Raw genomic sequence first — 26,417 nt, 5'->3', positions numbered from 1 at the left:
CTTCAGCTCTGTCCCCAACTGATTCACCATGTCCGTCGCCTCACGCATCCCGCCCATCCAATGCCTCTTGACCTTTGAGGCCTTGGCGCGCTTGCGCAGCGTGACCCAAGCGGCAGAGGAACTGTGCGTGACGCCCAGCGCCGTGAGCCATCGGGTCAAGCAGCTCGAGCAAATCATGGGCACCAAGCTGTTCGGGCGGGCCGATTTTTCGCTGACCACCGAAGGCATTGAATACCTGGCGCATGTGCGAGAAGGCTTGGCATCTTTGCAGCGCTTTCCCAGCGCCAACCACACGCCCGGCCGGCGCAAACTGCGCCTGGCGGTCACCCCCACGTTTGCCCGGTCCATCTTGATGCCGCGCCTGAAAACCTTTTTGGACGCCTACCCCGAGATCGACATCACTTTGCAAGTGAGCATTCCACTGCTCGACGTCGTGGCCGAAGATGCCGATTTGACGGTGCGCTTTGGCTCCGGCCGCTATTCGGATGTGGAGCACATTTGCCTGGCCAAGGACGATGTGACGCCACTGGCCTCCCCCGCCTGGTTGCGCGAAAACGGCCCCTTTGCAAGCGCCGAAGACCTGCACGGGGTGGCCCTGTTGCGCAGCCCCTTGGAGCCGTGGCGTACCTGGTTTGCCGCGCACGACCTGGACTGGCCCGAGCCTTTGGACGGCTCCTCCTTCAACGACATCGGCCTCATGTGTGACGCCGCCGCACAAGGTCTGGGCGTCGCCCTGATTCGCTCCAAACTGGGGGCCCCCTGGATCGAAAGCGGCCAACTGGTGCGCTTGTTCGAGCGCAGCGTACCCAGCCCACACGCCCATTACCTGTGCTGGCGCACCGGCACCATGGAGCGCTGGGAATGTGCCAGCTTTGCCGACTGGCTGAAAAAAGCACTGGCCTGAGCGGTCAAATTCACAAGCCTCTGAAAGTTTATTCATCCACTTCGGCCAGGCTTGCGCTTACAGTGAGAGCTTCCACTACAGGTCTTGCATGCCATGAGCGCCCACACCCCTGCCGAAACCCAGCAACTGACCGCCACCGAACGCGCCGAGCGCCAACGCGCTGTGGTGAAGGCCTTGGGCCGGGTGTTGCCCGCTGACGCGATCCTGTACACCCCCGAAGACACCACGCCCTACGAATGCGACGGCCTGACCGCCTACCGCGAGCGGCCTTTGGTGGTGGCTCTGCCCGAAACCGAGGCGCAGGTGCAAGCCGTGCTCAAAACCTGCCACGCTCTGCAAGTGCCGGTGGTGGCCCGCGGCGCGGGAACCGGCCTGTCGGGTGGCGCCATGCCGCACCGCTTGGGCGTCACACTGTCGATGGCGCGCTTCAACCAGATCAAAACCGTGAACCCCGTCAGCCGCACCGCGGTAGTCCAATGCGGCGTGCGCAACCTGGCCATCAGCGAGGCGGCTGCGCCCTACGGCCTGTATTACGCGCCCGACCCGTCCAGCCAAATTGCCTGCACGATTGGCGGCAATGTGGCCGAAAACTCGGGCGGTGTGCATTGCCTCAAATACGGCCTGACGGTGCACAACGTGCTCAAAGTCAAAGGCTTCACCGTCGAGGGTGGCCCTATTGAGTTTGGCAGCGACGCACTCGACACCTCTGGCTACGACCTGCTGGCGCTGCTGGTGGGCAGCGAAGGCATGCTGGCCGTGACGACCGAAGTCACCGTCAAGCTGGTGCCCAAGCCGCAACTGGCCCGCTGCATCATGGCCAGCTTTGACGATGTGCGCAAAGCGGGCGACGCGGTGGCCGCTGTCATTGCCGCCGGCATCATTCCTGCAGGCCTGGAGATGATGGACGGCCCCATGACCGCCGCCGTCGAAGACTTTGTGCACGCCGACTACGACCTGAGCGCGGCAGCGATTTTGCTGTGCGAGAGCGACGGCACGCCCGAAGAGGTCGAAGAAGAAATCGGCCGCATGAGCGAAGTGCTACGGGGCTGCGGCGCGACCGCCATCACTGTGAGCCGCGACGAAGCCCAGCGCATGAAGTTCTGGAGCGGCCGCAAAAACGCCTTTCCAGCCTCTGGCCGCATCAGCCCCGACTACATGTGCATGGACTCGACCATCCCGCGCAAGCGCTTGGCCGACATCTTGCAGGCCATCTCGGAGATGGAAAAAAAATACGCGCTGCGCTGCCTGAACGTGTTCCACGCAGGAGACGGCAACCTGCACCCGCTAATTTTGTTCGATGCGAACGACGCCGACCAACTGCGCCGCTGCGAGCTGTTTGGTGCCGAGATTTTGGAAACCAGCGTGGCCATGGGCGGCACGGTGACGGGCGAGCACGGCGTGGGCATCGAAAAAGTCAACAGCATGTGCGTCCAATTTTCTGCCGAGGAAAACGAGCAGATGTTCGCCGTCAAACGCGCCTTTGACCCGCAGGGCCTTTTGAACCCCGGCAAGGTCATCCCCACACTGAACCGTTGCGCCGAGTACGGCCGCATGTTGGTTCGGGCCGGCGCAATCAAGCACCCTGAGCTCGAGCGCTTTTAACGCCGGGTGCTGCCGTCCCCGGGCTGAAAACGCAGGCGCAGACTGTCCGGTATGCGTCTTTACCCATTGGTCGTTCTTCTTATCATCGTCCCAATGGGTTGAATACCCACCCGTCCATCACCGCCACGCGGGTGCAAAGGCACCCTGAGCCCAGGAGAACATTTTGCGGATCGCCACTTTTGTCCACAACGGAAAACGCCACGTCGGTCAGGTCTCGGCCGACGGCCTGCAGGTCACGCCCTTTGCCCTGTCCGATGCCCAAGCCCAGCACGGCGCTCAAGTCCTGATTGATGCCCTGGTGGCCGGGCAAGCCTTGCCCGCATTCACCGGTGCACCCTTGGCCGTGGACTCGGTCAAATTGGAGTCCCCTTTGCCAGTGCCGCGGCGCAACGTCTGGTGCGTGGGCCGCAATTACCATGCGCACGCCAAAGAGCTGCAAGCTTCGGTCTTCAAGGACAGCAACGCCGACGCCCAAGCCTGGCCCATTGTGTTCACCAAGGTGCCCGAGTGCGTGGTTGGCCCGACCGACGACGTGCACCTGCCCGGCGCTGCCGTGTCCGACCAGATCGACTACGAAGCCGAGTTGGCGGTGGTCATTGGCCAAGGCGGTAAAAACATCCGCCGAGCCGACGCCATGAAGCATGTGTTTGGCTACACCGTGGTCAACGATGTGACCGCCCGCGACGTGCAGATGCGCCACCAGCAATGGGACATGGGCAAGTCGTTCGACACCTTCTGCCCCATGGGCCCTTGGATCGTGACCGCCGACGAACTCGACGGACGCCAAACCCGTGTGCGCTGCTGGGTCAACGGCGAGTTGCGTCAGGATGGTCCGACCGAAAACATGATTTTCGACATCCCCACCCTGATCGAAACCATCTCACGCGGCATCACGCTCTACCCCGGCGACATCATCGCCACGGGCACCCCCGCAGGAGTGGGCATGGGCCTGAACCCTCCGCGCTACATCGCCAAGGGCGATGTGATCCGCGTTGAAATTGACGGTGTGGGCAGCATCGAAAACCGTTTCGTATGAACAAGCAGGCAGGGCTTGACCTGATCTGCCCGCGAACCCTTTAGGAGACAAGACATGAATCGACACCCCTGGATGCGTGGTGCGCTGGGTTTGGCCATGGCCATAACGCTGGCGTTCACCGGCCTCACCGCCACAGCACAGACCTACCCCAACAAGCCCATCACCATGGTGGTGCCGTTTCCACCCGGCGGCGTGGCCGACACGGTGGGCCGCCCCGTGGCCGAGGCCATGTCACGCCACCTCAAGCAAAGCATCGTGGTTGAAAACAAGGGTGGCGCAGGCGGCGGCATTGGCATGGCCCAAGTGGCCAAGTCCAAGGGCGATGGCTACACCGTGCTGATGTCCTTGTCTTCGCTGGTGGTCTTGCCAGAGGCCGACAAGATCTTGCAGCGCCCCCCCATGTTCCAGGTCAATCAGCTCAAAGCCATTGCCCGTTTCACAGCCGATCCCACCGTATTGGTGGTGCGCAGCGAAAGCCCCTGGAAGACCTACGCCGAATTCATGGCCTATGCGAAGTCGAACCCTGGAAAAATCTCGTTTGGCTCGTCTGGCAACTACGGCACCATGCATGTGCCCATGGAACAACTCAAGGCCGCCACCGCCACCTTCATGCTGCATGTGCCTTACACGGGCGCTGGCCCTGCGGTCTTGTCTTTGCTCAGTGGACAAATCGAAGCCTTGTCCACAGGCCCTGCCAGCGTGAAACAGCACATCGCCTCAGGCCGCTTGCGTGCTTTGGCACACTGGGGTGAAGGCCGCCTGGCCAGCATGCCCGAGGTGCCCAGCTTCAAAGAATTGGGTGTCCCCATTCAGTATTCGCAATGGTCGGGCTTGTTTGTCCCCGCCGATACCCCTGCTACCGTGGTCGACAGTTTGCGTCAGGCCGCCAAGTTTGCAGCGCAAGATGCCCGCGCCGTGGGCGGATTGGCCGCTGCTGGCACGTCTTTCATGTACCAAGACGCCCCCGAATTCGAGCGTTTTGTGCAAGCCGATGCCAAGGAGATGGGGGCCCTGGTCACCCGCATCGGCAAGGTCGATTGAGCGCCCCAACGGCTACAAGCGGATTCCCTTTTGACAACCTTCTGGAGACAACTCATGAACAAGCTGCCCCATTCCCTGAAATTTGCTTTACTGGCCATGACCCTGGCCTCTGGCGGGGTGCAGGCGCAAAGCTACCCCAACCGTCCCGTGAAAATCGTGGTGCCCTTTGCAGCGGGCGGACCGGCCGACAATTACGCCCGTTTCATGGCTTTGCGCTTGGGCGAAGAACTCAAGCAATCCTTTGTGATCGACAACAAACCGGGGGCGGGCTCGATCATCGGCACCGACCTCGTGGCCAAGTCGCCTGCTGACGGCTACACCTTGCTGATGATGTCGAACACGCACACGGTGAACGAGTCCTTGATTCCCAGCAAGCCCTTTGGCCTGATGAAGGACTTTGTGGGCATCGCACCCGTCAACTACTCCAACTTGCTGCTGGTGGTGCACCCGTCGGTTCCCGTCAAAACCGTGGGCGAATTGGTGGCCTTGGCCAAATCCAAACCCGGCAAGCTCAACTACGCCTCGTCGGGCAATGGCACCCCCTACCACATGGCCGGTGAATTGTTCAAGTTCATGGCGGGCATCGACATGACGCATGTGCCCTACAAAGGCAGCTCGGGCGCCCGCACCGACATCGTGGGCGGCCAAGTGGACCTGATGTTTGATGCCGAAACCACCATGGCGGTCATGTCGCGAGAAAACAAAGTCCGCGCTTTGGCTGGCACAGGCCTCTCCCGCTCGGCCAACTTGCAAGACCTGCCCACCGTGGCCGAAACCGTGCCGAAATTCGAGGCCACCATTTGGCTGGGCCTCATGGCGCCCAAAGGCACACCCGCCGAGGTGGTGAACAAACTCAACGCCGAAGTGCGCAAAATCGTGAACAACCCCGAGGTGAAAGCTGCTTGGGCCAAGCAAGGCGCGGTGCCCATGTCGATGAATGTGTCCGAATTTGAGCAGTACCTGAACGCCGACATCGCCAAGTGGGGCAACATCGTCAAGATTTCGGGTGCCAAGCCGGACTGAACCATGACCTCAGTGGTGGTATTTCAGCTGAACGGCCACCCGGTGTCCGTACAAGGCCCAAGCGGACAAAGCCTGCTCGATGTCTTGCGCAACACGCTGTCACTCAAAGCCACACGCATGGGTTGCGGGCAAGGCCAGTGCGGAGCGTGTCGCGTGTTGCTCAACGGCCATGCTGTGGCCGCTTGCGAAACACCCCTGTGGGCCGTCGAAGGCCACGCCGTGACGACCGTGGAAGGTTTGGGACAACGGTCTGCGCCTCATGCCTTGCAGACCGCGTTCATTGAAGAGCAGGCCATGCAGTGCGGCTTTTGCACCAGTGGCATTTTGATGTCGGCCGCCGCCTTGCTGGAAAAAAAGCCCCAGCCCACACGCCAAGAGATTGTGGACGCCATCGACGGGCATTTGTGCCGCTGTGGTGCGCACAACCGGGTGGTGCGGGCGATTGAAAAAGCCGCCGCCCGGCTGGCCTTGGCATGAGCCCCGAATCCCTCAAAGCCCAACCGCTGCTGCGCCAATGGCTGGCCTTGGGGCCGCAGGGGCAAGTGCGGGCATTTTCTGGCAAGGTGGATTTGGGCCAAGGCATTTCGCATGCGCTGCGTTTGATCGTGGCCGAAGAGTTGAGGGTGCCTGTCGACCAGATCGACATGGTGCCAGCCAGCACAGCATTGAGCCCCGACGAAGCCGTGACTTCTGGCAGCCTCTCGGTGCAGCACTCGGGCTCAGCGTTGCGGTGCGCGGCGGCCCATTGGCGCGAGGCCTGCCGGCAGGCCATGGCCGAGCGCCTGGGCGTGGCGCTGTCAGACGTGCGCTGCGACAGGGGGCAGTTTCATGTACACGGCCACACCCCTCAAGCTTCATACGCTGAACTGTCAAAGCCCGCGATGTGGGACAGCGCCATCGAGCCTTCGCATGTGCAAGCGGTGCACGCTGAACAAGACCGGCGCAGCAGCACGTCCAGCCCCCAGCGCCAGGACGTGGCCGCCAAAGTGTTCGGCGAGTTTGCGTACATCCACGACCGCACCATGCCCGGCGAATTTGAGCCCATGTGCCACGGCATGGTGTTTCGGCCTGGTACCCTGAGTTCCGAGGTGATCGAACACGAATTGCAAGCACTCGTTGCCGACTTGCAAGCCACCGCCGGTGTGCTCCAGGTCGTGCGCGACGGTCTGTTGCTGGGCGTCTTGACCGAGGCTGAACACACCCTGGACACCATCGCCCGCAAGATCGAGGCTGGCGCTGCACTGGGCCAGTTTTGGCGTTGCGCGGCCGAAGTCCCCGACCCGCTGAACACATCGGCTTGGCTCAAAGCGCAAGCCCTGGAGACCACGACGGTGGTCGACACCTCGCCCCCCAATTTCAACCGCGGCACGGCCCATCAGCGCGTGGTCGCCGAGTTTGAGCGGCCTTTTGCGCAGCACGCTTCGATTGGTCTGTGCTGTGCTTTGGCGCAATGGTCTGGGCAGCAGACGGCCCCACAGCTGGAGGTCTGGTCCCACAGCCAAGGCATTTACAACCTGCGCCGTGACTTGGCACTGGCCTTTGAAGTGCCCACGGAACAGGTGCAGGTTGCGCATGTGGAGGGCGCGGGCTGCTATGGCCACAATGGCGCTGACGATGTGGCCTGGGATGCCGCCTGGTTGGCGCGGTTTCTGCCCGGGCGCCCTGTGCGGGTGCAATGGACACGCCAGGCCGAGCTGGGCCACGCGCCCTTGGCCCCGGCCATGGCGGTGCGCGTCGAAGCCGATGTGGGCGAAGACGGTCAATTGAGACACTGGGCACAAACCGTTTGGGGCCAAGGCCACGGCACACGGCCCGGCCGGGCCAAAACACCGGCCTTGCTGGGCGCATGGCAAACCGCCAATCCATCCCCTGTGACCCTGGCCGTGAATGCCGCCATGGCGGTAGGCGGTGGCTCCGAGCGCAACGCCCAACCCCCTTACAACATCCCCTCGGTGAAAGTCCTCAACCACCGCGTGCTGAACATGCCGTTTCGGGTCTCGGCGATGCGGGCCCTGGGCGCACCGCTCAATGTGTTGGCGGCCGAGTCGGTCATGGACGAGTTGGCCCATGGGCTGTCCCAAGACCCCCTGGCATTTCGACTCGCACACCTGCAAGGTGCCGAACATGCGCGTGCGACAGCCGTGTTGGAAAAAGTGGCCCACATGGCCGCATGGACAAACCCACGACCCCAAGGCCAACCTGAGGGCTGGGGCCGGGGTTTGGCCTATGCGCGCTACAAAAACACGGGCGCTTTGTGCGCGGTGATGGTCGAGCTGGTGGTGGCCGAAAAGGTCAAGCTACACAAACTCTGGATCGCCGCGGATGTGGGCCATGTGGTGGACCCCGACGGGGCCATCAACCAGCTCGAAGGCGGTGCTTTGCAAGCGGCCAGTTGGGCACTGTGCGAAGCGGCTCAACTGAGCCCCCAAGGCATCGTCTCCAACGACTGGACGCGTTACCCGATTTTGAAATTCAGCGACATGCCCGAAGTGACGGTGTCCTTGATGGATACGGCAGACCAGCCCAGCCTGGGTGCTGGCGAATGCAGTTCAGGACCGACCTGCGCGGCCATTGCCAACGCGATTTTCAATGCCATCGGCGTGCGCGTGCGCAGCATGCCATTCACCCCCGACAACATGGTGCGTGCCATCGACAGCGATGAAGCGCCACACCTTTCTTCCCCCTAACCCAGAGGTCAACATGCATGTATTGAGTGGCGGCGCAGCCGCAGCCGTGGTCCAAGGCGTTCAAGCCGAATTCGAGCACACCACGGGCAGCCGCATCGAGGGCACTTTCAGCGCCGTCGGCATGATGCGCGACAAGTTGCTGGCAGGCTCACCCTGCGATGTGGTCATCCTGACCCAGCCTTTGATCGCGCAGCTGATCGACTCGGGCCATGTGGTGGCCGGCAGCGCACGCTCTTTGGGCTTGGTCAAAACGGGGGTCGCCGTGCGCAGCGGCTCGGCCCACCCCAGCGTTCAAACACGCGCCGAACTCCATGCCGCCATGAGCGCCGCCCAAGGCATTTACTTTCCCGACCCGGACAAGGCCACGGCCGGCATCCATTTCATGAGCGTGCTCAAGGCGCTGGGCCTGAACGAGCGCCTGCAAAGCCGTTTTCGCGTGTTCCCCAATGGCGCAACGGCCATGGCTGCGATGGCCCGAAGCGAAGACAGCGGTTTGATCGGCTGCACCCAAGTCACCGAAATCAACTACACCCCAGGCGTGGACTTGGTCGGTGTGCTGCCCGCCGAGTTCGAGCTGAGCACCGATTACACCTTGGGTGTTTGCACCCATTCGCAAGCGCCTGAACAGGCGCATCTCTTGGCGCAATTGCTGGCAGGCCCCGCCTCGGCCCAGGTGCGAAAGCAAGGTGGCTTTGAGTTTTGATTTGGGACGGGGCTTAAAACCTCCTGCCCCATCATATGGTTGCGCACGCAACCATATCCCCCTACAATCGGCTAAAACACCTTTTGGCCCATGTCCACCCCCCAACCTCTGCCTTGCGGTCCCTCGCCAAGCGCTGCATCCAGCGCTGCAGCACTGGAACGCACACTCACCTACCGCCTGCACCGGCTGCACAAGCTGACCGACTCGGACAGCCAATCGGCCTACCCCGAGCACACGGGCTTGTCGATGAGCGACGGACGCTGCCTGACGACGATTGGCACGTTTGAACCTTTGTCGGTGAAAGAATTGGCCGAAAAAGCCAACCTCAACAAAGGCCAAGCCAGCCGCGCTGCACAGGCCTTGGTGGATCAGGCCTTGGTGCTGAAAAAAGACCACCCGGGCGATGGCCGGGGCGTGGTGTTGACCCTGACACCCTCTGGGCGCCAGGTTTTCGAGCGCGCCATGGCCATGGTTGCGCAACGCAACGAGCAAATTTTTGGCTGCCTGACGGCGCAAGAACAAGCCACCTTGAGCACGGTGTTTGACCGCCTGATCGCCCACGCCCGGCCACGCTGAATCACCTCCCACACAAGCCCTATGCACACCCCCAGCACCCAAGCGCGCCCGTCGATCTATTACCAGTACGAAGTTTTCAAGCCCTGGCTGGCCTCGGTACACCCGCATCAAGACCGGAAAAAAGTCGTGGTCGTCGGCGCTGGCCCAGCGGGCATGGTCACCGCACTGGAGCTGGCCCGGCACGGCGTGCCCAGCGTGGTGCTGAGCGCCGAACTGCAGTTCTCTCAAGGCAGCCGCGCGATTTGCTTCACACGCCGCTCGATGGAAATCTTGCAACAAGTGGGCGTGGCCGATCGCATGACCGCCAGTGGCCTGCCCTGGCGCTTTGGCAATTCGTTTTACCGGGGCCAACGTGTGTTCCGCATGGAGGCACCCCACGATACCGATGACCGGTTTTTCCCGATCATCAACGTGCAGCAGCAGTTTCTCGAGGAATACCTGCACGACGCTTGCCATGCCCACCCACTGATCGACTTCCGCTGGGGCAACAAGCTCACCCGGGTCGATCAACAAGACGGCTACGCCGTGCTCGAAGTCGACACGCCAGAGGGCCCTTACGCCCTGGAAAGCGACTGGGTGGTGGCTGCCGACGGCGGGCGTTCGGGCATCCGAAGCGCCATGAATTTGCCCATGGAAGGCGCTTCTTACGAAGGCTTTTTCGTGATCGCTGACATCCAAATCGACCTGCCATTGCCCACCGAGCGTCTGGCCTTTTTTGACCCTGAGTGGAACCCCGGCAACACCATCTTGATGCACCGCGAACCGAACGGCATCTGGCGCATGGACTACCAACTGCCCCCAGGCGAAACGCCTGAAGAGGCGCTGCGCCCCGAATCGCTCCAGGCCCGCATCGACGCCCAACTGGCCATGATCGGCCATGCCGGTTTGAAGTGGGTGATGGATTGGTCCTCGGTTTACTCGGCCCGCACGCTCACGCTGCCCGACTTCGTGCACGGCAGTGTCATTTTCACCGGTGACGCCGCGCACCTGCTGCCGATTTTTGGTGTGCGCGGTGCCAACACCGCCTTTCAGGATGCGCAGTCGCTGGGCTGGCACCTGGCCTTTGTGGTCCAGGGCCTCGCAGGCCCAAAGCTGCTGACCAACCACAGCAGCGAGCGCGTGGGCGCAGCCCGAGAGATCATCACCGAAGCCGGCAAGAGCACCCGCTTCATGGCACCGCCCAGCCGGGGCTTTCGCTTGCTGCGCGATGCGGTCTTGTCGCTCTCGCTCACGCAAGACTTTGTGCGGCCGCTGTACCACTGGCGCACCTCGCGCCCACACGCGTACACCCACTCCATGCTCAACAGCACCAACGACGACAACAGCCTGTTCAAGAGCGGCCCGGCCCACGGAGCGCCACCCCAAAACGTACGCCTGGGATGGCGAAATGGCCAAGAGGACTTTTTGCTCGACCACCTGGGTGGCGGCTTTGACCTGCTGTATTTCACCGACACCGACCTGCCCGACGATCTGCAAGCGGTGATCGCCTCGGCACGCGCCAAGGGGCTCCCTTTGAAGGTCATCGCAGTCGGGGCCGCCCAGCCGGTGACAGGTGCCAACCAACACCTGCCCGACACCGACGGCCACCTGCGCGGGCGCTACGGCGTCCCCGCCAATGGCGGCGCTTATTTGCTGCGCCCTGACCAGCACATCTGTGCGCGATGGCTCACACTGGACGCCTCTCGCTTGCAAGCCGCCCTCGCCACGGCGCTGCCGTCCTAAGGAAATCACCATGCCCCACAAAGCCCTCACGATCGACGGTCTTGAAACCGTTTACGACGCATTGGCCACAGCCATAGACCAAGCGGGGGACGACAAGTCACAGCTGTTCCTCGTCAAGCTCGCCTTGCTCAACGCCAACGCCTTGGCCGACGAAACCCTGTTTCAGCAGCACATCAGCACCGCTTTACAAGACCTCTGACCCCGCCCCCATTCACCAGGAGACTTCCATGCTTGTTCAATCTGTTCACCACGTCGCTTACCGTTGCAAAGACGCCAAGGAAACCGTCGAGTGGTACCAAAAGCACCTCGACATGAAGTTCGTGTTGGCCATCGCCGAAAACGAAGTGCCCTCCACCAAAGCACCTGACCCCTACATGCATGTGTTTCTGGATGCGGGTCATGGCAACGTCCTGGCCTTCTTCGAGTTGCCCAGCCAGCCCGAGATGGGCCGCGACGAGAACACCCCCGCTTGGGTGCAGCACTTGGCGCTGAAAGTGGACTCGATGGAGACCCTGCTGGCCGCCAAAGACAAGCTGGTGGCGGGTGGGGTCGAGGTGCTGGGGCCCATCGACCACACCATCTTCAAGAGCATTTATTTCTTTGACCCCAGCGGTCACCGCCTCGAGCTGGCCGCCGACTGCGGCACGCCCGAAATGATGAAAAAGCTCGACGAGGTCAAGTGGGACATGCTCGAAGAATGGAGCCAAACCAAGCGTGCGCCTCAACACGCGGCGTGGATGCACGACGGCAGCATGGCGTCTTGAAAGCAGTTGCATGACCATGCTCAACGAAACCCACAACCCCGCACTTCAAAGCTGGATGGCTTCGGCCAACACCCCTGGCACGGACTTTCCGCTGCAAAACCTGCCTTTCGCGGTGTTCCGTCGCCCAGGCGCTGGCGAAGCTTTCCGCTGCGGTGTGGCCATTGGCGACCAGATCGTGGACCTGGCGGCTGTGGCCCATTCGGGTGTCTTGGCAGGTGAGGCTGCGGCTGCAGCACAAGCCGGTGCGCAAGACAAACTCAACGCGCTGATGGCGCTTGGCACCTCGGCTTGGAGCGCCTTGCGTCTGGCCCTGTCTCGCGCCCTGCGCGAAGGTGCAGCCGAACAGGCCGCACTGCAAGCTTGCCTCGTCCCGCAAGCCGAAGTGGCCTACGACGTGCCCGCCCGGATTGGCGACTACACCGACTTCTACACCTCGGTTCATCACGCCAGCAACATCGGCAAGCTCTTTCGCCCAGACAACCCGCTGCTGCCCAATTACAAATGGGTGCCCATTGGGTACCACGGCCGTGCGTCCAGCATTGGTGTGTCGGGCCAGCAGTTCCGCCGCCCGATCGGTCAGACCCTGCCACCCGGTGCGGATGCCCCGTCGCTGGGGCCCTGCAAGCGGCTGGACCTGGAGCTGGAGCTGGGCATCTTTGTCGGCAGCGGCAATGCCTTGGGCGAACCGGTGCCGATTACCCGTGCCGAAGACCATGTGTTTGGCATCTGCTTGCTCAACGACTGGTCGGCCCGCGACATCCAGGCTTGGGAATACCAGCCGCTGGGCCCATTTCTGTCCAAGAACTTTGCCACCACGGTCTCGCCCTGGGTGGTGACCCTGGAAGCACTGGCCCCTTACCGCGTTGCCTTTACCCGGCCCGAGGGCGATCCTCAACCCATGGCTTATCTGGATTCAGCGGCCAACCGGGCCGAGGGCGCGTTCGACATCCAACTGCAAGTGGGCCTGCAAACCCCCAAAATGCGCGAAGCCGGACAGCCTGACGCCAGCATCTGCCGCACCACCTACCGCCACGCCTACTGGACGGTGGCGCAAATGCTCACGCACCACACGGTGAACGGCTGCAACCTGCAGCCGGGCGACCTCTTGGGCAGCGGCACCCTGTCGGGCCCCACACTCGACCAAGCAGGCGCTCTGATCGAGCTGACCGCAGGTGGCAAGAACCCAATTGTCCTGCCCAACGGCGAGCAACGCACTTGGCTGGAAGACGGCGACAGCGTGGTGCTGCGCGGTTGGTGCGAGCGCGAAGGCGCAGCGCGGATCGGTTTTGGCGAGTGTGTGGGCAAGGTGCTGCCCGCACGCCCATGAACAGCGTCAAGCGAGGCAGGTGAATTGGGTAGTCAATTGCGTTATAGCCCGAATTGACCTCGGTTTGTCCCTGCTCCTAAGATGGGGACAGCCTGGTTCGGCGAAACTGCCGGGCGCTTTGTCCACCCCCGGAGACTTCTCATGAACCAATCCCTGAATGTTTTGAGCACCGGCTTGATGGGCATCGCCTTGAGTGCCAGCGCCCTGGCCCCAACCGGCAGCTTGCGTGCGGTCATCAACCTGGGCAATCCCATCCTGGCCCGCAAGGACGCACAAGGCGCCCCTGTGGGCGTGTCGGTCGATTTGGCGCAGGCCTTGGCTGCGCAATTGAAGCTGCCGCTGACGCTGATCCCTGTCAACTCTGCAAGCCAATCGGTCGAGCTCGTCACCCAAGAAAAGGCCGATGTCGGGTTTTTTGCCATCGACCCGGTACGCGGGCAGGGCATCGCCTTCACCTCAGCTTACGTTCAGATCGAAGGCAGCTACCTGGTGCGACAAGACTCGCCGCTGAAAGGCAACGACGAAGTCGATCGTGCCACGCACCGCGTGGTGGTGGGCAAGGGCAGTGCCTACGACCTGTTTCTCACGCGCGAGCTCAAGCAAGCCCAATTGGTCCGAGCCCCCACCTCGCCCGAGGTGGTGTCGTTTTTCATGGCAGGCACCTGCGACGTGGCCGCTGGCGTCAAACAGCAACTGGAATTCGATGCACGCAGCACCCCCGGTGTGCGCCTGCTGCCGGGGCGGTTCATGGTCATTGACCAGGCCATGGGCTTGCCCAAGAGCCGCCCAGCCAGTGCCCACGATGTGCTCAGCCGTTTTGTGACCGACATGAAGGCCAGCGGCTTTGTGGCAGCGGCGCTCAAACGGCACCAAATTGAAGGCGCCGCGGTGGCGCCTTGAACGGCGATCTCACCAGCTGTCGATGGGCAGCGCATCGCCGATGGCTTGGACACGCCCCGCTGCCAGGCCCGCCACCAACCATTCGCGTGTTGCGGCCGGATCGATCACCGCGTCAATTTCCAGCGTAGCGGCCATGTGGATGGCGCTGCCGTTGTCGTATTGCTGCGCCAGCAGATGGTTGAACAAGGCTTCGCGCTCAGGGCCTTCGGGCAGGGCCTCCAGCTCTTTGCGGTAACCCAGGCGCACCGCGCCTTCAAGGCCCATGCCACCAAACTCGCCGGTGGGCCAAGCCACTGTGGTCAGGGTTTCGTGAAAGCCGCCGCCCGTCATGGCCATCGCGCCCAAACCATAGCCCTTGCGCAACACCACGCTGAGCATCGGCACCCTCAGGTGCGCAGCCGCCACAAACATGCGCGAGACATGGCGCACTTGGGCAGTGGCCTCGGTGTCAGGCCCCACCATGAAGCCGGGCGTGTCCACCAGGCTCACCAGGGCGAAGCCATGCGCGTTGCACAACTGCATGAAGCGGGCGGCTTTGTCTGCCGCATCGGCGTCGATCGCCCCGCCCAGGTGCAGGGGGTTGTTGGCCATCAGCCCGACCGGGCGGCCCGCGATGCGGGCCAGCGCAGTGTGGATGCCCACGCCAAAACCCGTGCGCAGCGGCAACAGGCTGCCCTCGTCAGCGATGCCCTGCATGGCCGCTTGTGTGTCGTACACGCGCAGGCGGTTTTCGGGCACCACATGGCGCAGCGCATCGACTGGAGGCGATTGCCAGGTTTTCGCCTCGCCCTGGAAAAAAGACAGATAATGCCGCGCCGCTGCCACAGCTTGCACCTCGTCATCGACCATCACATCGATCACGCCATTGGCGTGCTGAATCTCGCTCGGGCCAATTTGCTCGGGCTTGAAGACGCCAAGGCCACCCCCCTCGACCATGGCCGGGCCGCCCATGCCGATGTTGCTGCCGCGCGTGGCGATGATCACGTCTGAGCAGCCCAGCAAGGCGGCGTTGCCCGCAAAACAGCGCCCGGCCACCACCCCCACCACCGGCACCCGGCCATTGAGTCGGGCAAAGGCGGCAAATGTCGTCAGGTTCAGGCCCGCCACGATGGCCACATCGACATCACCCGGACGCCCCCCGCCGCCTTCTGCGAACAACACCACAGGCAGCTTGTGGTGCAAGGCCACGCCCAGCATGCGGTCGGTTTTTTGGTGGTTGCGCATGCCTTGTGTGCCCGCCAGCACCGTGAAGTCATAGGCCATGACCACCACACGCTGACCGTTGACGCAGCCGATGCCGGTGACCATGCCGTCAGCAGGCGTGTTGCGCATCAAGTCGTCCGCGCTGCGGCGGCGGCTTTGGGCGGCCACGGCCAAGGCACCGTATTCGACAAAGGAATCGGGATCACACAGATCGGCGATGTTTTCTCGCGCGGTGCGCATGCCCATGGCATGGCGCTTAGCCACAGCTTCGGGGCGCTGCGCGTCTTGTGTGAAGGCCAGGCGGTCTTGCAGTTTTTTCAGGTCGGCGCGCGCCTGGGCAGGGACAGAAGCCACAACGCTCGAAGGCGAAGCCACAGGCTGCGAGACACCCTCGTTCAAGGGGGTCAGCACGCCCAAGACATCGCCCTCGGCGACAGCTTCACCGGCTTGAAAGTACAACTCACCCACGCGCCCCGCACCGCTTGCACGGATTTCGTGTTCCATTTTCATGGCTTCCAGAATCACCAGCACGTCGCCAGCGGCCACGGCCGCACCGGGAGCCACCAGCCATTGCACCAATTGCGCCTGAAGGGGAGATTGAATGTTTTGCATCCGAACATTGTGCGCGGGCGCTGAAGCGACACCCGGTCAAGTCCGGGACAATTTAGACTGTCTTTTTTGACCATCCCAAACCTTCGCCATGAACTTTGAGCCCCTGATTGAGCTGACCCGAAATGGCATCCAGGAATGCGTGCACATGGGCGCGCTGGCCGTGACCGACACCGAAGGGCGCGTGCTGGCGCAAGTGGGCAACCCCCACTGGCTGTGCTTCACCCGCTCCACCCTCAAGGCGATGCAAGCACTGCCACTGGTGCAATCGGGCGGGGTGGCGCATTTCGGCTTCACGCCCAGCGAACTGGCCCTGATGTGCGCCAGCCACAACGGCGAAGAGATGCACGTCGAGCAGGTCACCTCCATCCTGCGCAAAAGCGGCAGCAGCACAGGCCAAATGCGTTGCGGCTGCCATGTGCCCTACCGCTTCACTTTTTTCGACCAGCCCATGCCCGAAGGCTTTGCCTACGACGAAAGGCACCACAACTGCAGCGGCAAGCACAGCGGCTTTTTGGCCTACTGCGTGCAGCACGGACTGCCCACCGACCGATACACCGAGGTGGACCACCCGCTGCAGCAACACATTCGCCAGGCTGTGGCGCACTTGGCCGGCTTGGGTGAAGAGGAGCTGGCCCTGGGGATCGATGGCTGTTCGGCCCCCAACTACGCCATGCCCTTGTCTCGCCTAGCCCGCTGCTATGCGCGCTTGGCCAAGCCCGAGTCGGACGGCCTTTACGGTGCCAGCCTGCAACGGCTCGGCGAGGCCATGAGCACCTACCCCGAACTGGTCTCGGGCACCGGTCGCAACGACGCCGACTTCATGCGGGCCAGTCGGGGCGATTGGGTCACCAAGGTGGGCGCGGATGGCGTGCAGGTGGTGGCCAGTCGCTCGCGTGGGCAAGCCTTGGCCATCAAGATCATGGACGGCAACAAGGCCGCGCTGTTTGCCGCCACCGCCTGTGCGCTGGACCAACTGGGCTGGCTTGATGAGGCTCAGCGTCAAGAACTCGCCCCTTGGCGTGCGCAAGCGCTGCTCAATGTGGCGGGCATGCCGGTGGGCGAGCGGCGCTGCGTGTTCCAGCTGCGGTATGTGTAGGAGCCCCGCCCTCAGGGCGATGGTTGGTGACTTTGGGGCGGTCTTCTGGCGCCTTCAGCGTTTGCCAAAAATCGCTGTCCCCAACCGCACCAGGGTGCTGCCCTGGGCGATGGCGGGGGCCAAGTCGGCGCTCATGCCCATGGACAAGGTGTCCAAAGGCAGGCCTTGCTGGCGCAACGATTCGAACAAGGCCTTGGCCTTGGCGTGGACCGCCCGCATCTGCGCCTCGGTCTCGGCGGGCTCGGGAATGGTCATCAGGCCCCGCAGTTGCAAGTGCGGCAAAGCGGCCACGGCCTGCGCCAGCGCGGGCAACTCTGGTGGGCTGACGCCCGACTTGGTGGAGCCACCGTCCACATTGACCTGAATGCACACCTGCAAGGGCGCCAGCGTGGGGGGGCGCTGCTCGGACAGGCGCTGCGCGATTTTGAGGCGGTCGATGCTGTGGACCCAGTCAAAGTGCTCGGCCACCAATTTGGTCTTGTTGCTCTGGATGGGGCCTATGCAATGCCACTGCAGCGGTAAATCGCGCAGGGCCGCCATTTTTTCCACCGCTTCTTGGATGTAGTTTTCACCAAAGGCGGTCTGCCCTGCGGCATGGGCCGCGCGAACCGCTTCAGGCCCCCAGGTTTTGGAGACCGCCAGCAACTGCACGCTGTCGGCCAAGCGACCTGCAGCTTCACAAGCGGCCGCGATGTCGGTGTGAACCTGGGCGAGGTTCTGGGCGATCAAAGAATCCATGGACTGAGGTTACCAAAACCTGGCGCCCCACAGGGTGGACGCCACCTGGGCGACCACAAAGTCGCACACTTGCTGCTAAATTCTCTTTTTTTTCAACCTGTACTGAGATGTTCATGAGCCAAATTGCCGCCAAAACCTATGACCCTGCACCCGCCCGCCAAGTGGCCTTTTTGGGCTTGGGCGTGATGGGCTACCCCATGGCCGGTCACCTGGCCCGCGCCGGTCATCGTGTCACGGTTTACAACCGCAGCGCGGCCAAAGCCAACGCCTGGCTGGCCGATTGCCCCGGCCATGCCGCCGCACCCACCCCACGTGAGGCGGCTGCAGGTGCGGACATCGTGTTCGCCTGCGTGGGCAACGACGCCGACCTGCGCAGTGTGGTGTTGGGGCCAGATGGCGCTTTTGCCGGCATGAAGCCCGGTGCCATATTTGTAGACCACACCACCGCCTCGGCCGAAGTGGCGCGCGAGTTGTACGCCCAAGCCCACAGCTTGGGCCTGCACTTTGTGGATGCCCCTGTCTCGGGCGGCCAAGCCGGGGCGCAAAACGGCATGCTCACGGTGATGTGCGGCGGTGACACCGCGGCTTTTGAGGCAGTGAAGCCTGCCGCGATGGCGTTTTCGCGTGCCTTCACTTTGCTGGGCTCTTCGGGGGCTGGCCAGTTGGCCAAGATGGTCAACCAAATCTGCATCGCCGGCTTGGTGCAAGGTTTGTCCGAAGCCGTGGCCTTTGGCCAGCAGGCGGGTCTGGACATGCACCAGGTGCTGGACGTGATTGGCAAGGGTGCCGCACAGAGCTGGCAACTGGACAACCGTGGCAAGACCATGGCCGACGACAAGTTCGAGTTTGGCTTTGCAGTGGACTGGATGCGCAAAGACCTGGGTCTGGTGCTGGATGAAGCCAAGCGCAATGGTGCCCGCTTGCCGGTCACGGCTTTGGTGGACCAGTTTTACGCCGATGTGCAAAAAATGGGTGGCGGGCGCTGGGACACGTCCAGCCTGATCCGTCGTTTGCGCTGACCTCACCCCGGCCATTCGCCCACAAAAAAGCGACCCGAGGGTCGCTTTTTTGTCACATTTGGCGTCTGCTCACTTCGATGAGGTGGGCTGGCTCAAACGCTTGAGTTCTTCTTCAGAAATTTCGTCGAAGACGCGAACCACTTTGCTCACCCCCCCAATGCCGCGCACGATGTCGGTGGCACGTTTGGCTTCACGGGCGGTCACGCGTCCCATCAGGTACACAATGCCGCGGTCGGTGACGACTTTGATCGAGTTGACCTGCAGGTCTTTGGCGTCAATGAAGGCGGCTTTGGCCTGACCGGTGATCACCAGGTCTTTCGAACGTTGGGTCAGGCTGCTGGGCATGGTCACCGCCAAATCGTTCACCACCGACTGCACGTTTTCTTGGCTTTGCGCCAATTTTTCTGCCCGGTCTTTGTCGGCTTGGGTCCGCGCCTCACCGCTGAGCAGCACTTTGCGGCTGAAACTGGTCACATTCAAATGGACACGGTCACCCAAATCCTTGCGCACGGCACTGGCCACCTTGAGCTCGATGGCCTCGTCCTCCAATTGCGTGCCGGCGGTGCGCCGATCGGTGGCCACGACGCCGGTCATCACCGCGCCGCCCACCAACAGGGGCGCGCATGCCGACAAGCTGGACAAAGCAGCTGCCAAAACAACACCGGACAAAACCAAAGATTGAAGATTGCGTTTCATTTAAACAGGCTCCTGTTCACCCAACAACTGGGTATCCATTCCATCACACAGACAATGCAGCACCAGGTACTGCACCTCACGAACTCGGGCGGCCCGCTCATGCGGCACGCACACATGCACATCGGTTTCCCGCAACTGGCGGGCCAATCCTCCGCCATGGTGACCGGTCAAGGCCAAGACGCTCATTTCGCGGTCATGGGCCGCTTGCACGGCTTCGACCAGCGCGGGCTCTGCGCCGTCCGCGCTGATGAGCACCAGCACATCCCCCGCTTGACCCAAGGCCAGGACCTGGCGAGCCAAGGCCTGACCATCGGCCCAGCGGGTGGCGCTCACGGCGTCTGACGACAAGGCCATCGCAGCCAAACCAGGGCGTTCGCGCTCAAAACCCCCGACCAGCAAGTTTGCGAGGTATTGCGCCAAGGCGGACGAAGGGCCCAGGCCACCGACCAGCACCTTGCCGCCTCCGGTCACACACGCCAAAACGGCTTGCACAGCCGCATCTACAGGTTGGGCCAAAGTCTCGGCCACCTGGTAATGCAAATCTGCACTGTCGATGAAGTGTTGTTGGATTCGAAGGTCTGGCATGCGCAGGGAATGATAACCCCGACCGCAACGCTCTCCAGTGATAAAACATATATTTGCACGGTATGGGGCCGGTCCAGGTGTCCGTGTGATGCACATCAGCCCCGATCAAAAGCCGCCTGCAACCAGTGCGGCCCTTGCGCCTCGATGGTCACCACATCAAATCGGGCTGGCGGCAAGCGTCGCCAGCGCAACAGGTAGTGTTGCGCCGCAAAAATGATGCGCCGTTGTTTCACGTGCCCGATGCTGGCAGCGGCCCCGCCGTGGTCCGCTCGGCTGCGTTGCCTGACCTCGACAAACACCACCGTGCCGTCTGCGGCCTGCATGATCAGGTCGATTTCGCCACCGCCTCGGCCGGGCGTCCGATAATTGCGCTGCAGCAAGCGCAAACCGCGTGCTTGTAAATAAGCCAGCGCCTCGTCTTCGCCCGCATCTCCCCGGGCTTTGGTGGTCTGGGCCACCGCGTCTTTTTTGAGGAATTGCATTGACTTTGTCTCCCTTGTCTGCCACGTTCGCCAAAGCCCTGGAGGCTGCGCACGACGCTGCCGGGTCGCAAAACAACCCGGCCAGCACACTGTATGTCGTAGCGACACCGATTGGCAACCTCGCCGACATCAGCCTGCGGGCCCTGCATGTGCTGGCCAAGGTCGATGCCGTGGCCTGCGAAGACACGCGCCACACCCAGCAACTGTTGCGGGCTTATGGCCTGGAACGACCCGGCTCCCAGCTTTTGGCAGTGCACCAACACAACGAAGCCGAAGCGGCCCAGACCGTGATCGCCCGTCTTTCTCATGGCGAACGGGTGGCCTATGTGAGCGATGCAGGCACCCCCGCCATCAGCGACCCAGGCGCCCGGCTGGTGGCCGCCGTGCGGCAGTCGGGCTACCGCGTGCTGCCCCTGCCGGGGGCCAGCAGCGTGACCACCGCACTCAGTGCGTCGGGCATGACGGGGGACCACGGTTTCGTGTTTGCGGGTTTTTTACCCCACAAATCGGGCGAACGCCAGCGAGCGGTGCACGCCCTGGCCCAAGAAAGCCGCGCCGTGGTGCTGCTCGAAGCGCCACACCGCATCGAGGCTTTGGCGCAGGCGCTGTCGGTCCTTGGTGAGCGCCGCATCACGGTGGGGCGTGAGCTGACCAAACAATTTGAACAAATAGAAACCCTCACAGCCCAAGCTTTTCATGGCTGGCTGGCCGAAAAACCCGACCGCCAGCGTGGCGAATTTGTGCTGGTCCTGCACGATGCACCGGTCGCAGCGACTGCAGGCGAAGGCCTGCGCGTGCTGCAAGTGCTGCTGCCTGAACTGCCACTGAAAACCGCCGTCAAGCTGGCGGCCGAGATCACGGGTGAATCGAAAAATGAGCTGTACGACCAAGCTCTGGCACTGAAAAAAACGTGATGGGGTGCTTCAGCGTTTGCGCAGTCCCAAACCCACCACGGTGGCCACCACCAGCAAAGCCCCCACCAATTGCATGAGGGCGATCGATTGCCCAAGCAATGCCCATGCGAGGACCAGGGCAAACACCGGTTCGACATTCATGATGGCCGAGTTGCCCACCACCCCCAATTTGGGCAAGACCGTGAACATGATGGTGAAGGCCGTCCCGTACAAAAAACTGAGCGCAGCCAGTCCCCACCAACCGGCCAAGGCCGTGGGCCAATGAAAGCCCTCTTGCGACAAAGCGCCACTGATCGCCAACAAAGCGACCAGCCCCATGGTCGAAAACGTGCGCAAGCGCCCATCCAAATCGAGTGTTTCATGTTCCGTGAGCACCATGGCCAGACCAAAAGTGGCCGATGCCGCCAAAGCAAAGGCAATCCCTTCACCAATCTCTCGCCAATGGGCCGCCGCCCCCAAACCGGAGGCGGCACCGAACACATCCAGCGCCAGCGCCAAGCCCCCCAACATCAATGGCATGGCCAAGATCACCGCGCGCTCGGCCTGCTGGCCGTACAAAATTCGAGCCCACAAGGCCGTGGAAAGTGGGTAGGTGTTGAATGCCAACAAGGCCAAGGCCACAGGCAAACGGGCCACAGCAGAATAAAGACACACGCTTTGCACTGCGATGAGTGCGCCAATGGCCAGCAAAAACTTCTTTTGCCGGACGGTGGTGCCCCAAGGCACTTTGTGCCGCCAGATTAAAAAACCCACCACCAAAGTGGTGAGGCTGCTGCGAACACTGACCGCAGTCACCACATCCACGCCGTGGTTGAAGGCCAAACGCGCTGCCACATGGTTGGCACCCATCATGAACGCGATCAACAGCAAGGTGGCAAAGGCGGCACCTGTGAGGGCTTTGCGTTCAGAAGTCATGCCCTCATTGTTTGGGGTACAAGCCCAAGCCCTTGGCATGCAGGCGACTCAGGCCCAACAAGGCATCGGTCATCGGGGTGTTCACCTGGGTGAGTTGACCCAACTCGCGCACAGCCGTGACCAGGGCATCGAGCTCCACGGGTTTGCCAGCAGCCACGTCTTGCAGCATGGATGTGCGAAACGCCCCCAATTTGCGCGTGACCGCATGGCGGTCATCGGGCTGCTGCGCAATGGGAATGCCGATTTTTTCGCCAATGGTTTTGGCCTCAAGCATCACGCTGGAGACAAACTGGCGCACCAAATCGTCGTCCAGGATCCGGTCGGTCGTGGCCCCGGTGATGGCGCTGATGGGGTTGATCGTCATATTCCCCCACAGCTTGTACCAAATGTCTTTTTGAATTTGCGGCGACTGGGTCGCGTTGAAGCCCGCCTGCTTCAACAAGGCGTGCAAGGCCTGCACCCGAGGCGTGTCTTGCCCCGACGGCTCTCCCACGATCAAACCATCGCCAAAGTGGTGGCGGACCACGCCGGGCGCATCGACCGAGCAGCTGGCATGCACCACGCAACCGATGATGTGCGGGGAAGGCAAAGCACGGGCAATGGCGCCATCAGGGTCCACACACTGGAGCGCACGGTCTGCCACCGGCCCGCCAAAGCCTTGTAAAAACCACCAAGGCACGCCGTTCATGGCCGTGAGCACGACGGTGTTGGGGCCGATCAGTGGGCCCACCTGCGCCGCCACCGAGGCCATCGCAGGGGCTTTGACCGAGATCACCACCAGGTCCTGCACACCCAGAACCGCCGCGTCGTTGGATGCCTTCACAGCCACGCTGTGCATTTCGCCGCCCTGGTGCAAGCGCAGACCGTTGTGCTGCAAGGCCGCCAAGGTATCCCCCCGCGCCAGCACGCTCAGTTGCGCTCCGTGGCGCGCCAAGTGCACCCCCATCCAGCCGCCGATGGCGCCCGCACCAACGATGGCGATTTTATGAAATGACGGTGTGCTCATGCGCGCCACCCACTGTCCAAACGATCCACCTGACGGACCAGTGCTTCAAACACGTCTTGCCCGGCCCCATGGTTGGGGTTGAATTGAAGGGCGTCCCGGGTGCATTTGGCGGCAATGTCTTCTGGCACCGGGATCGGTGCACCCATGCTTTGCGTGGCCAACTGGATTTCGCAGGCGCGCTGCAGTGTCCACAAGATCGCAAAGGTCTGGGGCAGTGTTTGCCCCCAAGTCAAGAGGCCATGGTTGCGCAAAATCACGGCAGGCTTGTTGCCGATGCTCTGCAACACGCGCGGCCCTTCTTCGGCATGGATGGTGATGCCTTCAAAGTCGTGGTACGCCACCATGTCGTGCAACTGGGCCGAGTAAAAGTTGCTTTGCAAGAGGCCTTCTTGGAGGCAGGCCACGGCCACGCCTGCCGTGGTGTGGGTGTGCATCACGCAGTGGGCACCCTCCAGCCCCGCGTGCAGCGTGGCATGGACCACAAAGCCGGCGGGATTGACCTTGTGGGGCGAGCCGTCCAGCACCTCGCCTTGCATGTTGATTTTGACCAGATTGCTGGCGGTGACCTCGCTGTAGTGCAGCCCAAAAGGGTTGATCAAAAAGTGCTTGCCACCCCCGGTCGCGCTGTCGGGCAACCGCAACGTGATGTGGTTGTAGATCATCTCGGTCCAGCCGAGCAGGGCAAACACGCGGTAGCAAGCAGCCAGCTCCAGCCGGGCCTGCCATTCGTCCGGGTGGACCCGCGCTTGCAGCGAAGGTACAACGGGTAGAGGCGCAGGGAACATCGTGGTCTCCTTGTTCATTGAATTTTGGGGAACTAAATTGGGGTCGTTAATTGGGGTCAAGTAGTAATTGGGGTCAGATCCCAATTAATAAGTCGCGCCTTTGGCTGGTGCGGTCACGGAGGGGGCTGATTTGAAATGTGCTGCCAGTTCGGTGGTGTGGCGCATCAAAATCTGCGTATCCAGCCCCACAGCGACAAACACCGCGCCAAGCGACAGGTAATGCGCGGCCAATTGGCGGTCGGGCGAGAGGATGCCCGGCGCCTTGCCCGCCTTCAGGATGCGAACGATGGCGTCTTCAATGGCCGCCTGCACTTCGGGGTGCGCGGCGTTGCCCACATGGCCCATCGAGGCCGACAAATCGGCGGGGCCGATGAACACCCCATCGACCCCGGGCGTGGCGGCAATCGCGTCGAGGTTCTTCAGCGCTTCGCGCGATTCGACCTGCACCAACAGACAGACTTCTTGGTTGGCGCGCTTGAAGTAATCCGGGTAGTGGCCCCAGCGCGAGGCGCGTGCACCGGCCATGCCGCGCACACCGCCCTGGCCGTCGTCTTGCGGGTAGCGCATGGCCTGCACCAACTGAGCTGCTTGCTCTGCCGTGTCGACCATGGGCACCAGGATGTTTTGCGCGCCGAGGTCAAGGTATTGCTTGATGAGCGCCGTCTCGCCCAAGGGTACGCGGCAAACCGCGTGGCTGGCAGGGTAGGCCGCCACGGTTTGCAACTGGGCCTGAATGCTGCGCAGGTCGTTGGGGGCGTGTTCGCCGTCGATCACCAGCCAGTCAAACCCGGCCAGAGCGCAAATTTCGGCGGTGTAAGCATTGGCCAAGCCCATCCACAGGCCGATTTGGGGCTGTTGGTTTTGCAAGGCTTGCTTGAAAAGGTTTGTGGGCGTATTCATCGGGCGTTTTCTCGTTCTAAAGGGAAGAAGGCTGACAGGCTGGTGGTGCCGGGGTGGCGGGCTGGGCGATGTGGCAAAGCGAAGCGCCTCTGAGCCCAGGCTGCCACCTCGGCACCACCAGCGCTCCACAGAGGCAAGACGAAGCCTGACATTCAGACAAACCGGAACTCCAGCTTGCCCAGCGGCCCGTAATCGACGTCAAACACATCGCCCACTTTGGCAGGTGCGGGTTTGGTGAACGAGCCCGCCAAAACGATTTCACCGGCTTGCAGGTGCTCGCCCCAGGGCGCGAGCTTGTTGGCCAGCCAGGCGATGCCCACAGCGGGATGACCTTGCACGCCTGCGGCCAGACCGGTTTCTTCGACCACGCCGTTTTGCCGCAGCACCGCGCCACACCAAGGCAAGTCGGTGGTCAAGGGGTCCACCCGCTTGGCCCCCAAAACGATGCCCGCATTGGCCGCGTTGTCGCTGATGGTGTCGAACACCTTGCGCATGACTTTGGTGTGGCGGTCAAACTGCTCGATGCGGGAGTCGATGATCTCGATCGCGGGCGTCACATACTCGGTGGCGTCAAGCACCTGCTGCACCGTCACATGGGGGCCACGCAGTTCTTTCTTCAGGATGAAGGCCAGCTCCACTTCGACACGCGGGGCGATGAAATTGGTAAAGGGAATGTCCAGCACCTGACCGGGGGTGCAGGTGTAGCGCATGTCATCCAGCAAGGTGCCATAGTCGGGCTCATCGATCTGGCTGGAGACCTGCATGGCGCGGCTGGTCAGCCCAATCTTGTGGCCGATCTTGGTTCGGCCTTCGGCGAACTTGAGCTGCATCCAGGCGCGGTTGATGCGGTAACCGTCTTCAATCGTCATGCCCGGAAAGCGCTTGGAAAAGTGCTCGATCTGGACACGGGATTTTTCGGACTGGTTGAGCTCTTGGGCGAGCTGCTGGATTTGGTCGTTGGTGAACACGGACATGGCTCAGGCCTTGTTGAAAAGCGGATGCAGGTTGCTGTGCTTGGCGTCAAACACCTCTTGGCCCACGTCGATTTGGAGCGTGATGCCAATGTGGCGCTGCGCCATGACGGGGGCAAAAAAGGCTTTGGCCACTTCGAGCAGGGTTTGCCCGGCGCGTTGCTGCGTCGCCTCGCTGCGGCCACGGCCCATGCGCACATTCAGGTACAC

27 protein-coding genes and 1 pseudogene are annotated in these 26,417 nt (G+C 62.4%); 17 read left to right on the top strand and 11 right to left on the bottom strand.

All coding sequences use genetic code 11. The features are described from left to right. Positions 1 to 28 precede the first annotated feature (28 nt). From Q0O19_RS02245 to Q0O19_RS02180, 14 genes are all read left to right on the top strand, one after another. Entirely contained in the window at positions 29 to 904 is an 876-nt protein-coding gene (locus tag Q0O19_RS02245) for a LysR substrate-binding domain-containing protein (protein ID WP_295519691.1), read from the top strand. 93 nt (positions 905 to 997) lie between these two features. After that, complete coding sequence (locus Q0O19_RS02240) at positions 998 to 2,506, top strand: FAD-linked oxidase C-terminal domain-containing protein (protein WP_295519689.1); 1,509 nt, start codon at positions 998 to 1,000, stop codon at positions 2,504 to 2,506. A 163-nt stretch (positions 2,507 to 2,669) separates the two neighbouring features. Beyond that, a complete protein-coding gene (locus Q0O19_RS02235) occupies positions 2,670 to 3,542 on the top strand; it encodes a fumarylacetoacetate hydrolase family protein (protein ID WP_295519687.1) in 873 nt (290 codons plus the stop codon). A 54-nt stretch (positions 3,543 to 3,596) separates the two neighbouring features. After that, complete coding sequence (locus Q0O19_RS02230) at positions 3,597 to 4,583, top strand: tripartite tricarboxylate transporter substrate binding protein (protein WP_295519686.1); 987 nt, start codon at positions 3,597 to 3,599, stop codon at positions 4,581 to 4,583. Between the two features lie 54 nt (positions 4,584 to 4,637). Then, positions 4,638 to 5,606, top strand: a complete 969-nt coding sequence (locus tag Q0O19_RS02225; RefSeq protein WP_295519684.1) for a tripartite tricarboxylate transporter substrate binding protein — start codon at positions 4,638 to 4,640, stop codon at positions 5,604 to 5,606. A 3-nt stretch (positions 5,607 to 5,609) separates the two neighbouring features. Then, a complete protein-coding gene (locus Q0O19_RS02220; protein ID WP_295519683.1) occupies positions 5,610 to 6,083 on the top strand; it encodes a (2Fe-2S)-binding protein in 474 nt (157 codons plus the stop codon). Beyond that, positions 6,080 to 8,293, top strand: a complete 2,214-nt coding sequence (locus tag Q0O19_RS02215) for a molybdopterin cofactor-binding domain-containing protein (RefSeq protein ID WP_295519681.1) — start codon at positions 6,080 to 6,082, stop codon at positions 8,291 to 8,293. The genes Q0O19_RS02220 and Q0O19_RS02215 overlap by 4 nt, the downstream gene beginning before the upstream one ends. A 13-nt stretch (positions 8,294 to 8,306) precedes the next feature. Continuing rightward, positions 8,307 to 8,996 carry a substrate-binding domain-containing protein gene (locus Q0O19_RS02210; RefSeq protein WP_295519680.1) on the top strand — a complete coding sequence of 230 codons (690 nt, stop codon included), beginning with the start codon at positions 8,307 to 8,309 and terminating at the stop codon, positions 8,994 to 8,996. Between the two features lie 90 nt (positions 8,997 to 9,086). Then, positions 9,087 to 9,572: a MarR family transcriptional regulator gene (locus Q0O19_RS02205; protein WP_295519679.1), complete on the top strand. Its 486-nt coding sequence runs from the start codon at positions 9,087 to 9,089 to the stop codon at positions 9,570 to 9,572. Between the two features lie 21 nt (positions 9,573 to 9,593). Next, positions 9,594 to 11,294 carry an FAD-dependent monooxygenase gene (locus Q0O19_RS02200; RefSeq protein ID WP_295519677.1) on the top strand — a complete coding sequence of 567 codons (1,701 nt, stop codon included), beginning with the start codon at positions 9,594 to 9,596 and terminating at the stop codon, positions 11,292 to 11,294. Positions 11,295 to 11,304: 10 nt separating this feature from the next. Next, complete coding sequence (locus Q0O19_RS02195; protein ID WP_295519676.1) at positions 11,305 to 11,493, top strand: DUF2783 domain-containing protein; 189 nt, start codon at positions 11,305 to 11,307, stop codon at positions 11,491 to 11,493. 28 nt (positions 11,494 to 11,521) lie between these two features. Beyond that, complete coding sequence (locus tag Q0O19_RS02190) at positions 11,522 to 12,058, top strand: VOC family protein (protein WP_295519674.1); 537 nt, start codon at positions 11,522 to 11,524, stop codon at positions 12,056 to 12,058. 10 nt (positions 12,059 to 12,068) lie between these two features. Beyond that, positions 12,069 to 13,385 carry a fumarylacetoacetase gene (gene fahA / locus Q0O19_RS02185; protein WP_295519672.1) on the top strand — a complete coding sequence of 439 codons (1,317 nt, stop codon included), beginning with the start codon at positions 12,069 to 12,071 and terminating at the stop codon, positions 13,383 to 13,385. A 177-nt stretch (positions 13,386 to 13,562) separates the two neighbouring features. Continuing rightward, positions 13,563 to 14,285: an ABC transporter substrate-binding protein gene (locus tag Q0O19_RS02180; protein WP_295519748.1), complete on the top strand. Its 723-nt coding sequence runs from the start codon at positions 13,563 to 13,565 to the stop codon at positions 14,283 to 14,285. A 9-nt stretch (positions 14,286 to 14,294) separates the two neighbouring features. On the opposite strand, the gene Q0O19_RS02175 is transcribed toward Q0O19_RS02180, so the two are convergent. After that, positions 14,295 to 16,091 carry a carboxyl transferase domain-containing protein gene (locus Q0O19_RS02175; protein ID WP_366939018.1) on the bottom strand — a complete coding sequence of 599 codons (1,797 nt, stop codon included), beginning with the start codon at positions 16,089 to 16,091 and terminating at the stop codon, positions 14,295 to 14,297. 97 nt (positions 16,092 to 16,188) lie between these two features. On the opposite strand from Q0O19_RS02175, the gene Q0O19_RS02170 reads away from it, so the two are divergent. Further along, positions 16,189 to 17,196 (top strand): asparaginase, encoded by a 1,008-nt coding sequence (locus Q0O19_RS02170; protein WP_295519669.1) that lies wholly within the window; start codon positions 16,189 to 16,191, stop codon positions 17,194 to 17,196. A 54-nt stretch (positions 17,197 to 17,250) separates the two neighbouring features. On the opposite strand, the gene Q0O19_RS02165 is transcribed toward Q0O19_RS02170, so the two are convergent. Continuing rightward, positions 17,251 to 17,934: a YggS family pyridoxal phosphate-dependent enzyme gene (locus Q0O19_RS02165; RefSeq protein ID WP_295519668.1), complete on the bottom strand. Its 684-nt coding sequence runs from the start codon at positions 17,932 to 17,934 to the stop codon at positions 17,251 to 17,253. Between the two features lie 113 nt (positions 17,935 to 18,047). On the opposite strand from Q0O19_RS02165, the gene Q0O19_RS02160 reads away from it, so the two are divergent. After that, positions 18,048 to 18,953: an NAD(P)-dependent oxidoreductase gene (locus Q0O19_RS02160; RefSeq protein ID WP_295519667.1), complete on the top strand. Its 906-nt coding sequence runs from the start codon at positions 18,048 to 18,050 to the stop codon at positions 18,951 to 18,953. A gap of 69 nt (positions 18,954 to 19,022) precedes the next feature. Here Q0O19_RS02160 and Q0O19_RS02155 read toward each other — a convergent pair whose 3' ends face one another. The 3 genes from Q0O19_RS02155 to Q0O19_RS02145 form a co-directional block, all read right to left on the bottom strand. After that, complete coding sequence (locus tag Q0O19_RS02155; protein WP_295519666.1) at positions 19,023 to 19,649, bottom strand: BON domain-containing protein; 627 nt, start codon at positions 19,647 to 19,649, stop codon at positions 19,023 to 19,025. Continuing rightward, positions 19,650 to 20,234, bottom strand: coding sequence for an SIS domain-containing protein (locus tag Q0O19_RS02150; protein WP_295519665.1), 585 nt, complete (start codon positions 20,232 to 20,234; stop codon positions 19,650 to 19,652). 95 nt (positions 20,235 to 20,329) lie between these two features. After that, positions 20,330 to 20,716, bottom strand: a complete 387-nt coding sequence (locus tag Q0O19_RS02145) for a YraN family protein (protein ID WP_295519664.1) — start codon at positions 20,714 to 20,716, stop codon at positions 20,330 to 20,332. A gap of 14 nt (positions 20,717 to 20,730) precedes the next feature. On the opposite strand from Q0O19_RS02145, the gene rsmI reads away from it, so the two are divergent. Next, positions 20,731 to 21,630: a 16S rRNA (cytidine(1402)-2'-O)-methyltransferase gene (rsmI, locus tag Q0O19_RS02140; RefSeq protein ID WP_295519746.1), complete on the top strand. Its 900-nt coding sequence runs from the start codon at positions 20,731 to 20,733 to the stop codon at positions 21,628 to 21,630. A 9-nt stretch (positions 21,631 to 21,639) separates the two neighbouring features. Here rsmI and Q0O19_RS02135 read toward each other — a convergent pair whose 3' ends face one another. From Q0O19_RS02135 to Q0O19_RS02110, 6 genes and pseudogenes are all read right to left on the bottom strand, one after another. After that, entirely contained in the window at positions 21,640 to 22,545 is a 906-nt protein-coding gene (locus tag Q0O19_RS02135; protein ID WP_295519662.1) for a DMT family transporter, read from the bottom strand. Between the two features lie 4 nt (positions 22,546 to 22,549). Further along, positions 22,550 to 23,551, bottom strand: coding sequence for a 2-dehydropantoate 2-reductase (locus Q0O19_RS02130; protein WP_295519660.1), 1,002 nt, complete (start codon positions 23,549 to 23,551; stop codon positions 22,550 to 22,552). Beyond that, positions 23,548 to 24,336, bottom strand: a complete 789-nt coding sequence (locus Q0O19_RS02125) for a class II aldolase/adducin family protein (protein WP_295519659.1) — start codon at positions 24,334 to 24,336, stop codon at positions 23,548 to 23,550. The genes Q0O19_RS02130 and Q0O19_RS02125 overlap by 4 nt, the downstream gene beginning before the upstream one ends. An 84-nt stretch (positions 24,337 to 24,420) precedes the next feature. Beyond that, positions 24,421 to 25,236, bottom strand: coding sequence for an HpcH/HpaI aldolase/citrate lyase family protein (locus tag Q0O19_RS02120; RefSeq protein ID WP_295519657.1), 816 nt, complete (start codon positions 25,234 to 25,236; stop codon positions 24,421 to 24,423). A gap of 152 nt (positions 25,237 to 25,388) precedes the next feature. Next, positions 25,389 to 26,210, bottom strand: a complete 822-nt coding sequence (gene hpaH, locus Q0O19_RS02115) for a 2-oxo-hept-4-ene-1,7-dioate hydratase (RefSeq protein WP_295519655.1) — start codon at positions 26,208 to 26,210, stop codon at positions 25,389 to 25,391. Between the two features lie 3 nt (positions 26,211 to 26,213). Beyond that, positions 26,214 to 26,417: pseudogene (locus Q0O19_RS02110) on the bottom strand (5-carboxymethyl-2-hydroxymuconate isomerase); the annotation flags it as partial.

The organism is Limnohabitans sp. Rim8 (assembly GCF_945869175.1).
In the GTDB taxonomy this organism is placed as follows: domain Bacteria; phylum Pseudomonadota; class Gammaproteobacteria; order Burkholderiales; family Burkholderiaceae_C; genus Limnohabitans_A.
This window is presented reverse-complemented; position numbering and strand designations above follow the sequence as displayed.

Bases quoted from the DNA above. Each gene is read 5' to 3' on its own strand.
- Q0O19_RS02195 (WP_295519676.1), top strand. From the start codon at position 11,305: ATGCCCCACAAAGCCCTCACGATCGACGGTCTTGAAACCGTTTACGAC.
- Q0O19_RS02160 (WP_295519667.1), top strand. From the start codon at position 18,048: ATGAGCCAAATTGCCGCCAAAACCTATGACCCTGCACCCGCCCGCCAA.
- Q0O19_RS02190 (WP_295519674.1), top strand. From the start codon at position 11,522: ATGCTTGTTCAATCTGTTCACCACGTCGCTTACCGTTGCAAAGACGCC.
- hpaH (WP_295519655.1), bottom strand. From the start codon at position 26,210: ATGTCCGTGTTCACCAACGACCAAATCCAGCAGCTCGCCCAAGAGCTC.
- Q0O19_RS02130 (WP_295519660.1), bottom strand. From the start codon at position 23,551: ATGAGCACACCGTCATTTCATAAAATCGCCATCGTTGGTGCGGGCGCC.
- Q0O19_RS02120 (WP_295519657.1), bottom strand. From the start codon at position 25,236: ATGAATACGCCCACAAACCTTTTCAAGCAAGCCTTGCAAAACCAACAG.
- Q0O19_RS02200 (WP_295519677.1), top strand. From the start codon at position 9,594: ATGCACACCCCCAGCACCCAAGCGCGCCCGTCGATCTATTACCAGTAC.
- Q0O19_RS02210 (WP_295519680.1), top strand. From the start codon at position 8,307: ATGCATGTATTGAGTGGCGGCGCAGCCGCAGCCGTGGTCCAAGGCGTT.
- Q0O19_RS02245 (WP_295519691.1), top strand. From the start codon at position 29: ATGTCCGTCGCCTCACGCATCCCGCCCATCCAATGCCTCTTGACCTTT.
- fahA (WP_295519672.1), top strand. From the start codon at position 12,069: ATGACCATGCTCAACGAAACCCACAACCCCGCACTTCAAAGCTGGATG.
- Q0O19_RS02180 (WP_295519748.1), top strand. From the start codon at position 13,563: ATGGGCATCGCCTTGAGTGCCAGCGCCCTGGCCCCAACCGGCAGCTTG.
- Q0O19_RS02155 (WP_295519666.1), bottom strand. From the start codon at position 19,649: ATGAAACGCAATCTTCAATCTTTGGTTTTGTCCGGTGTTGTTTTGGCA.
- Q0O19_RS02225 (WP_295519684.1), top strand. From the start codon at position 4,638: ATGAACAAGCTGCCCCATTCCCTGAAATTTGCTTTACTGGCCATGACC.
- Q0O19_RS02220 (WP_295519683.1), top strand. From the start codon at position 5,610: ATGACCTCAGTGGTGGTATTTCAGCTGAACGGCCACCCGGTGTCCGTA.
- Q0O19_RS02240 (WP_295519689.1), top strand. From the start codon at position 998: ATGAGCGCCCACACCCCTGCCGAAACCCAGCAACTGACCGCCACCGAA.
- Q0O19_RS02165 (WP_295519668.1), bottom strand. From the start codon at position 17,934: ATGGATTCTTTGATCGCCCAGAACCTCGCCCAGGTTCACACCGACATC.
- Q0O19_RS02145 (WP_295519664.1), bottom strand. From the start codon at position 20,716: ATGCAATTCCTCAAAAAAGACGCGGTGGCCCAGACCACCAAAGCCCGG.
- Q0O19_RS02150 (WP_295519665.1), bottom strand. From the start codon at position 20,234: ATGCCAGACCTTCGAATCCAACAACACTTCATCGACAGTGCAGATTTG.
- Q0O19_RS02215 (WP_295519681.1), top strand. From the start codon at position 6,080: ATGAGCCCCGAATCCCTCAAAGCCCAACCGCTGCTGCGCCAATGGCTG.
- Q0O19_RS02135 (WP_295519662.1), bottom strand. From the start codon at position 22,545: ATGACTTCTGAACGCAAAGCCCTCACAGGTGCCGCCTTTGCCACCTTG.
- Q0O19_RS02125 (WP_295519659.1), bottom strand. From the start codon at position 24,336: ATGTTCCCTGCGCCTCTACCCGTTGTACCTTCGCTGCAAGCGCGGGTC.
- Q0O19_RS02230 (WP_295519686.1), top strand. From the start codon at position 3,597: ATGAATCGACACCCCTGGATGCGTGGTGCGCTGGGTTTGGCCATGGCC.
- Q0O19_RS02170 (WP_295519669.1), top strand. From the start codon at position 16,189: ATGAACTTTGAGCCCCTGATTGAGCTGACCCGAAATGGCATCCAGGAA.
- Q0O19_RS02205 (WP_295519679.1), top strand. From the start codon at position 9,087: ATGTCCACCCCCCAACCTCTGCCTTGCGGTCCCTCGCCAAGCGCTGCA.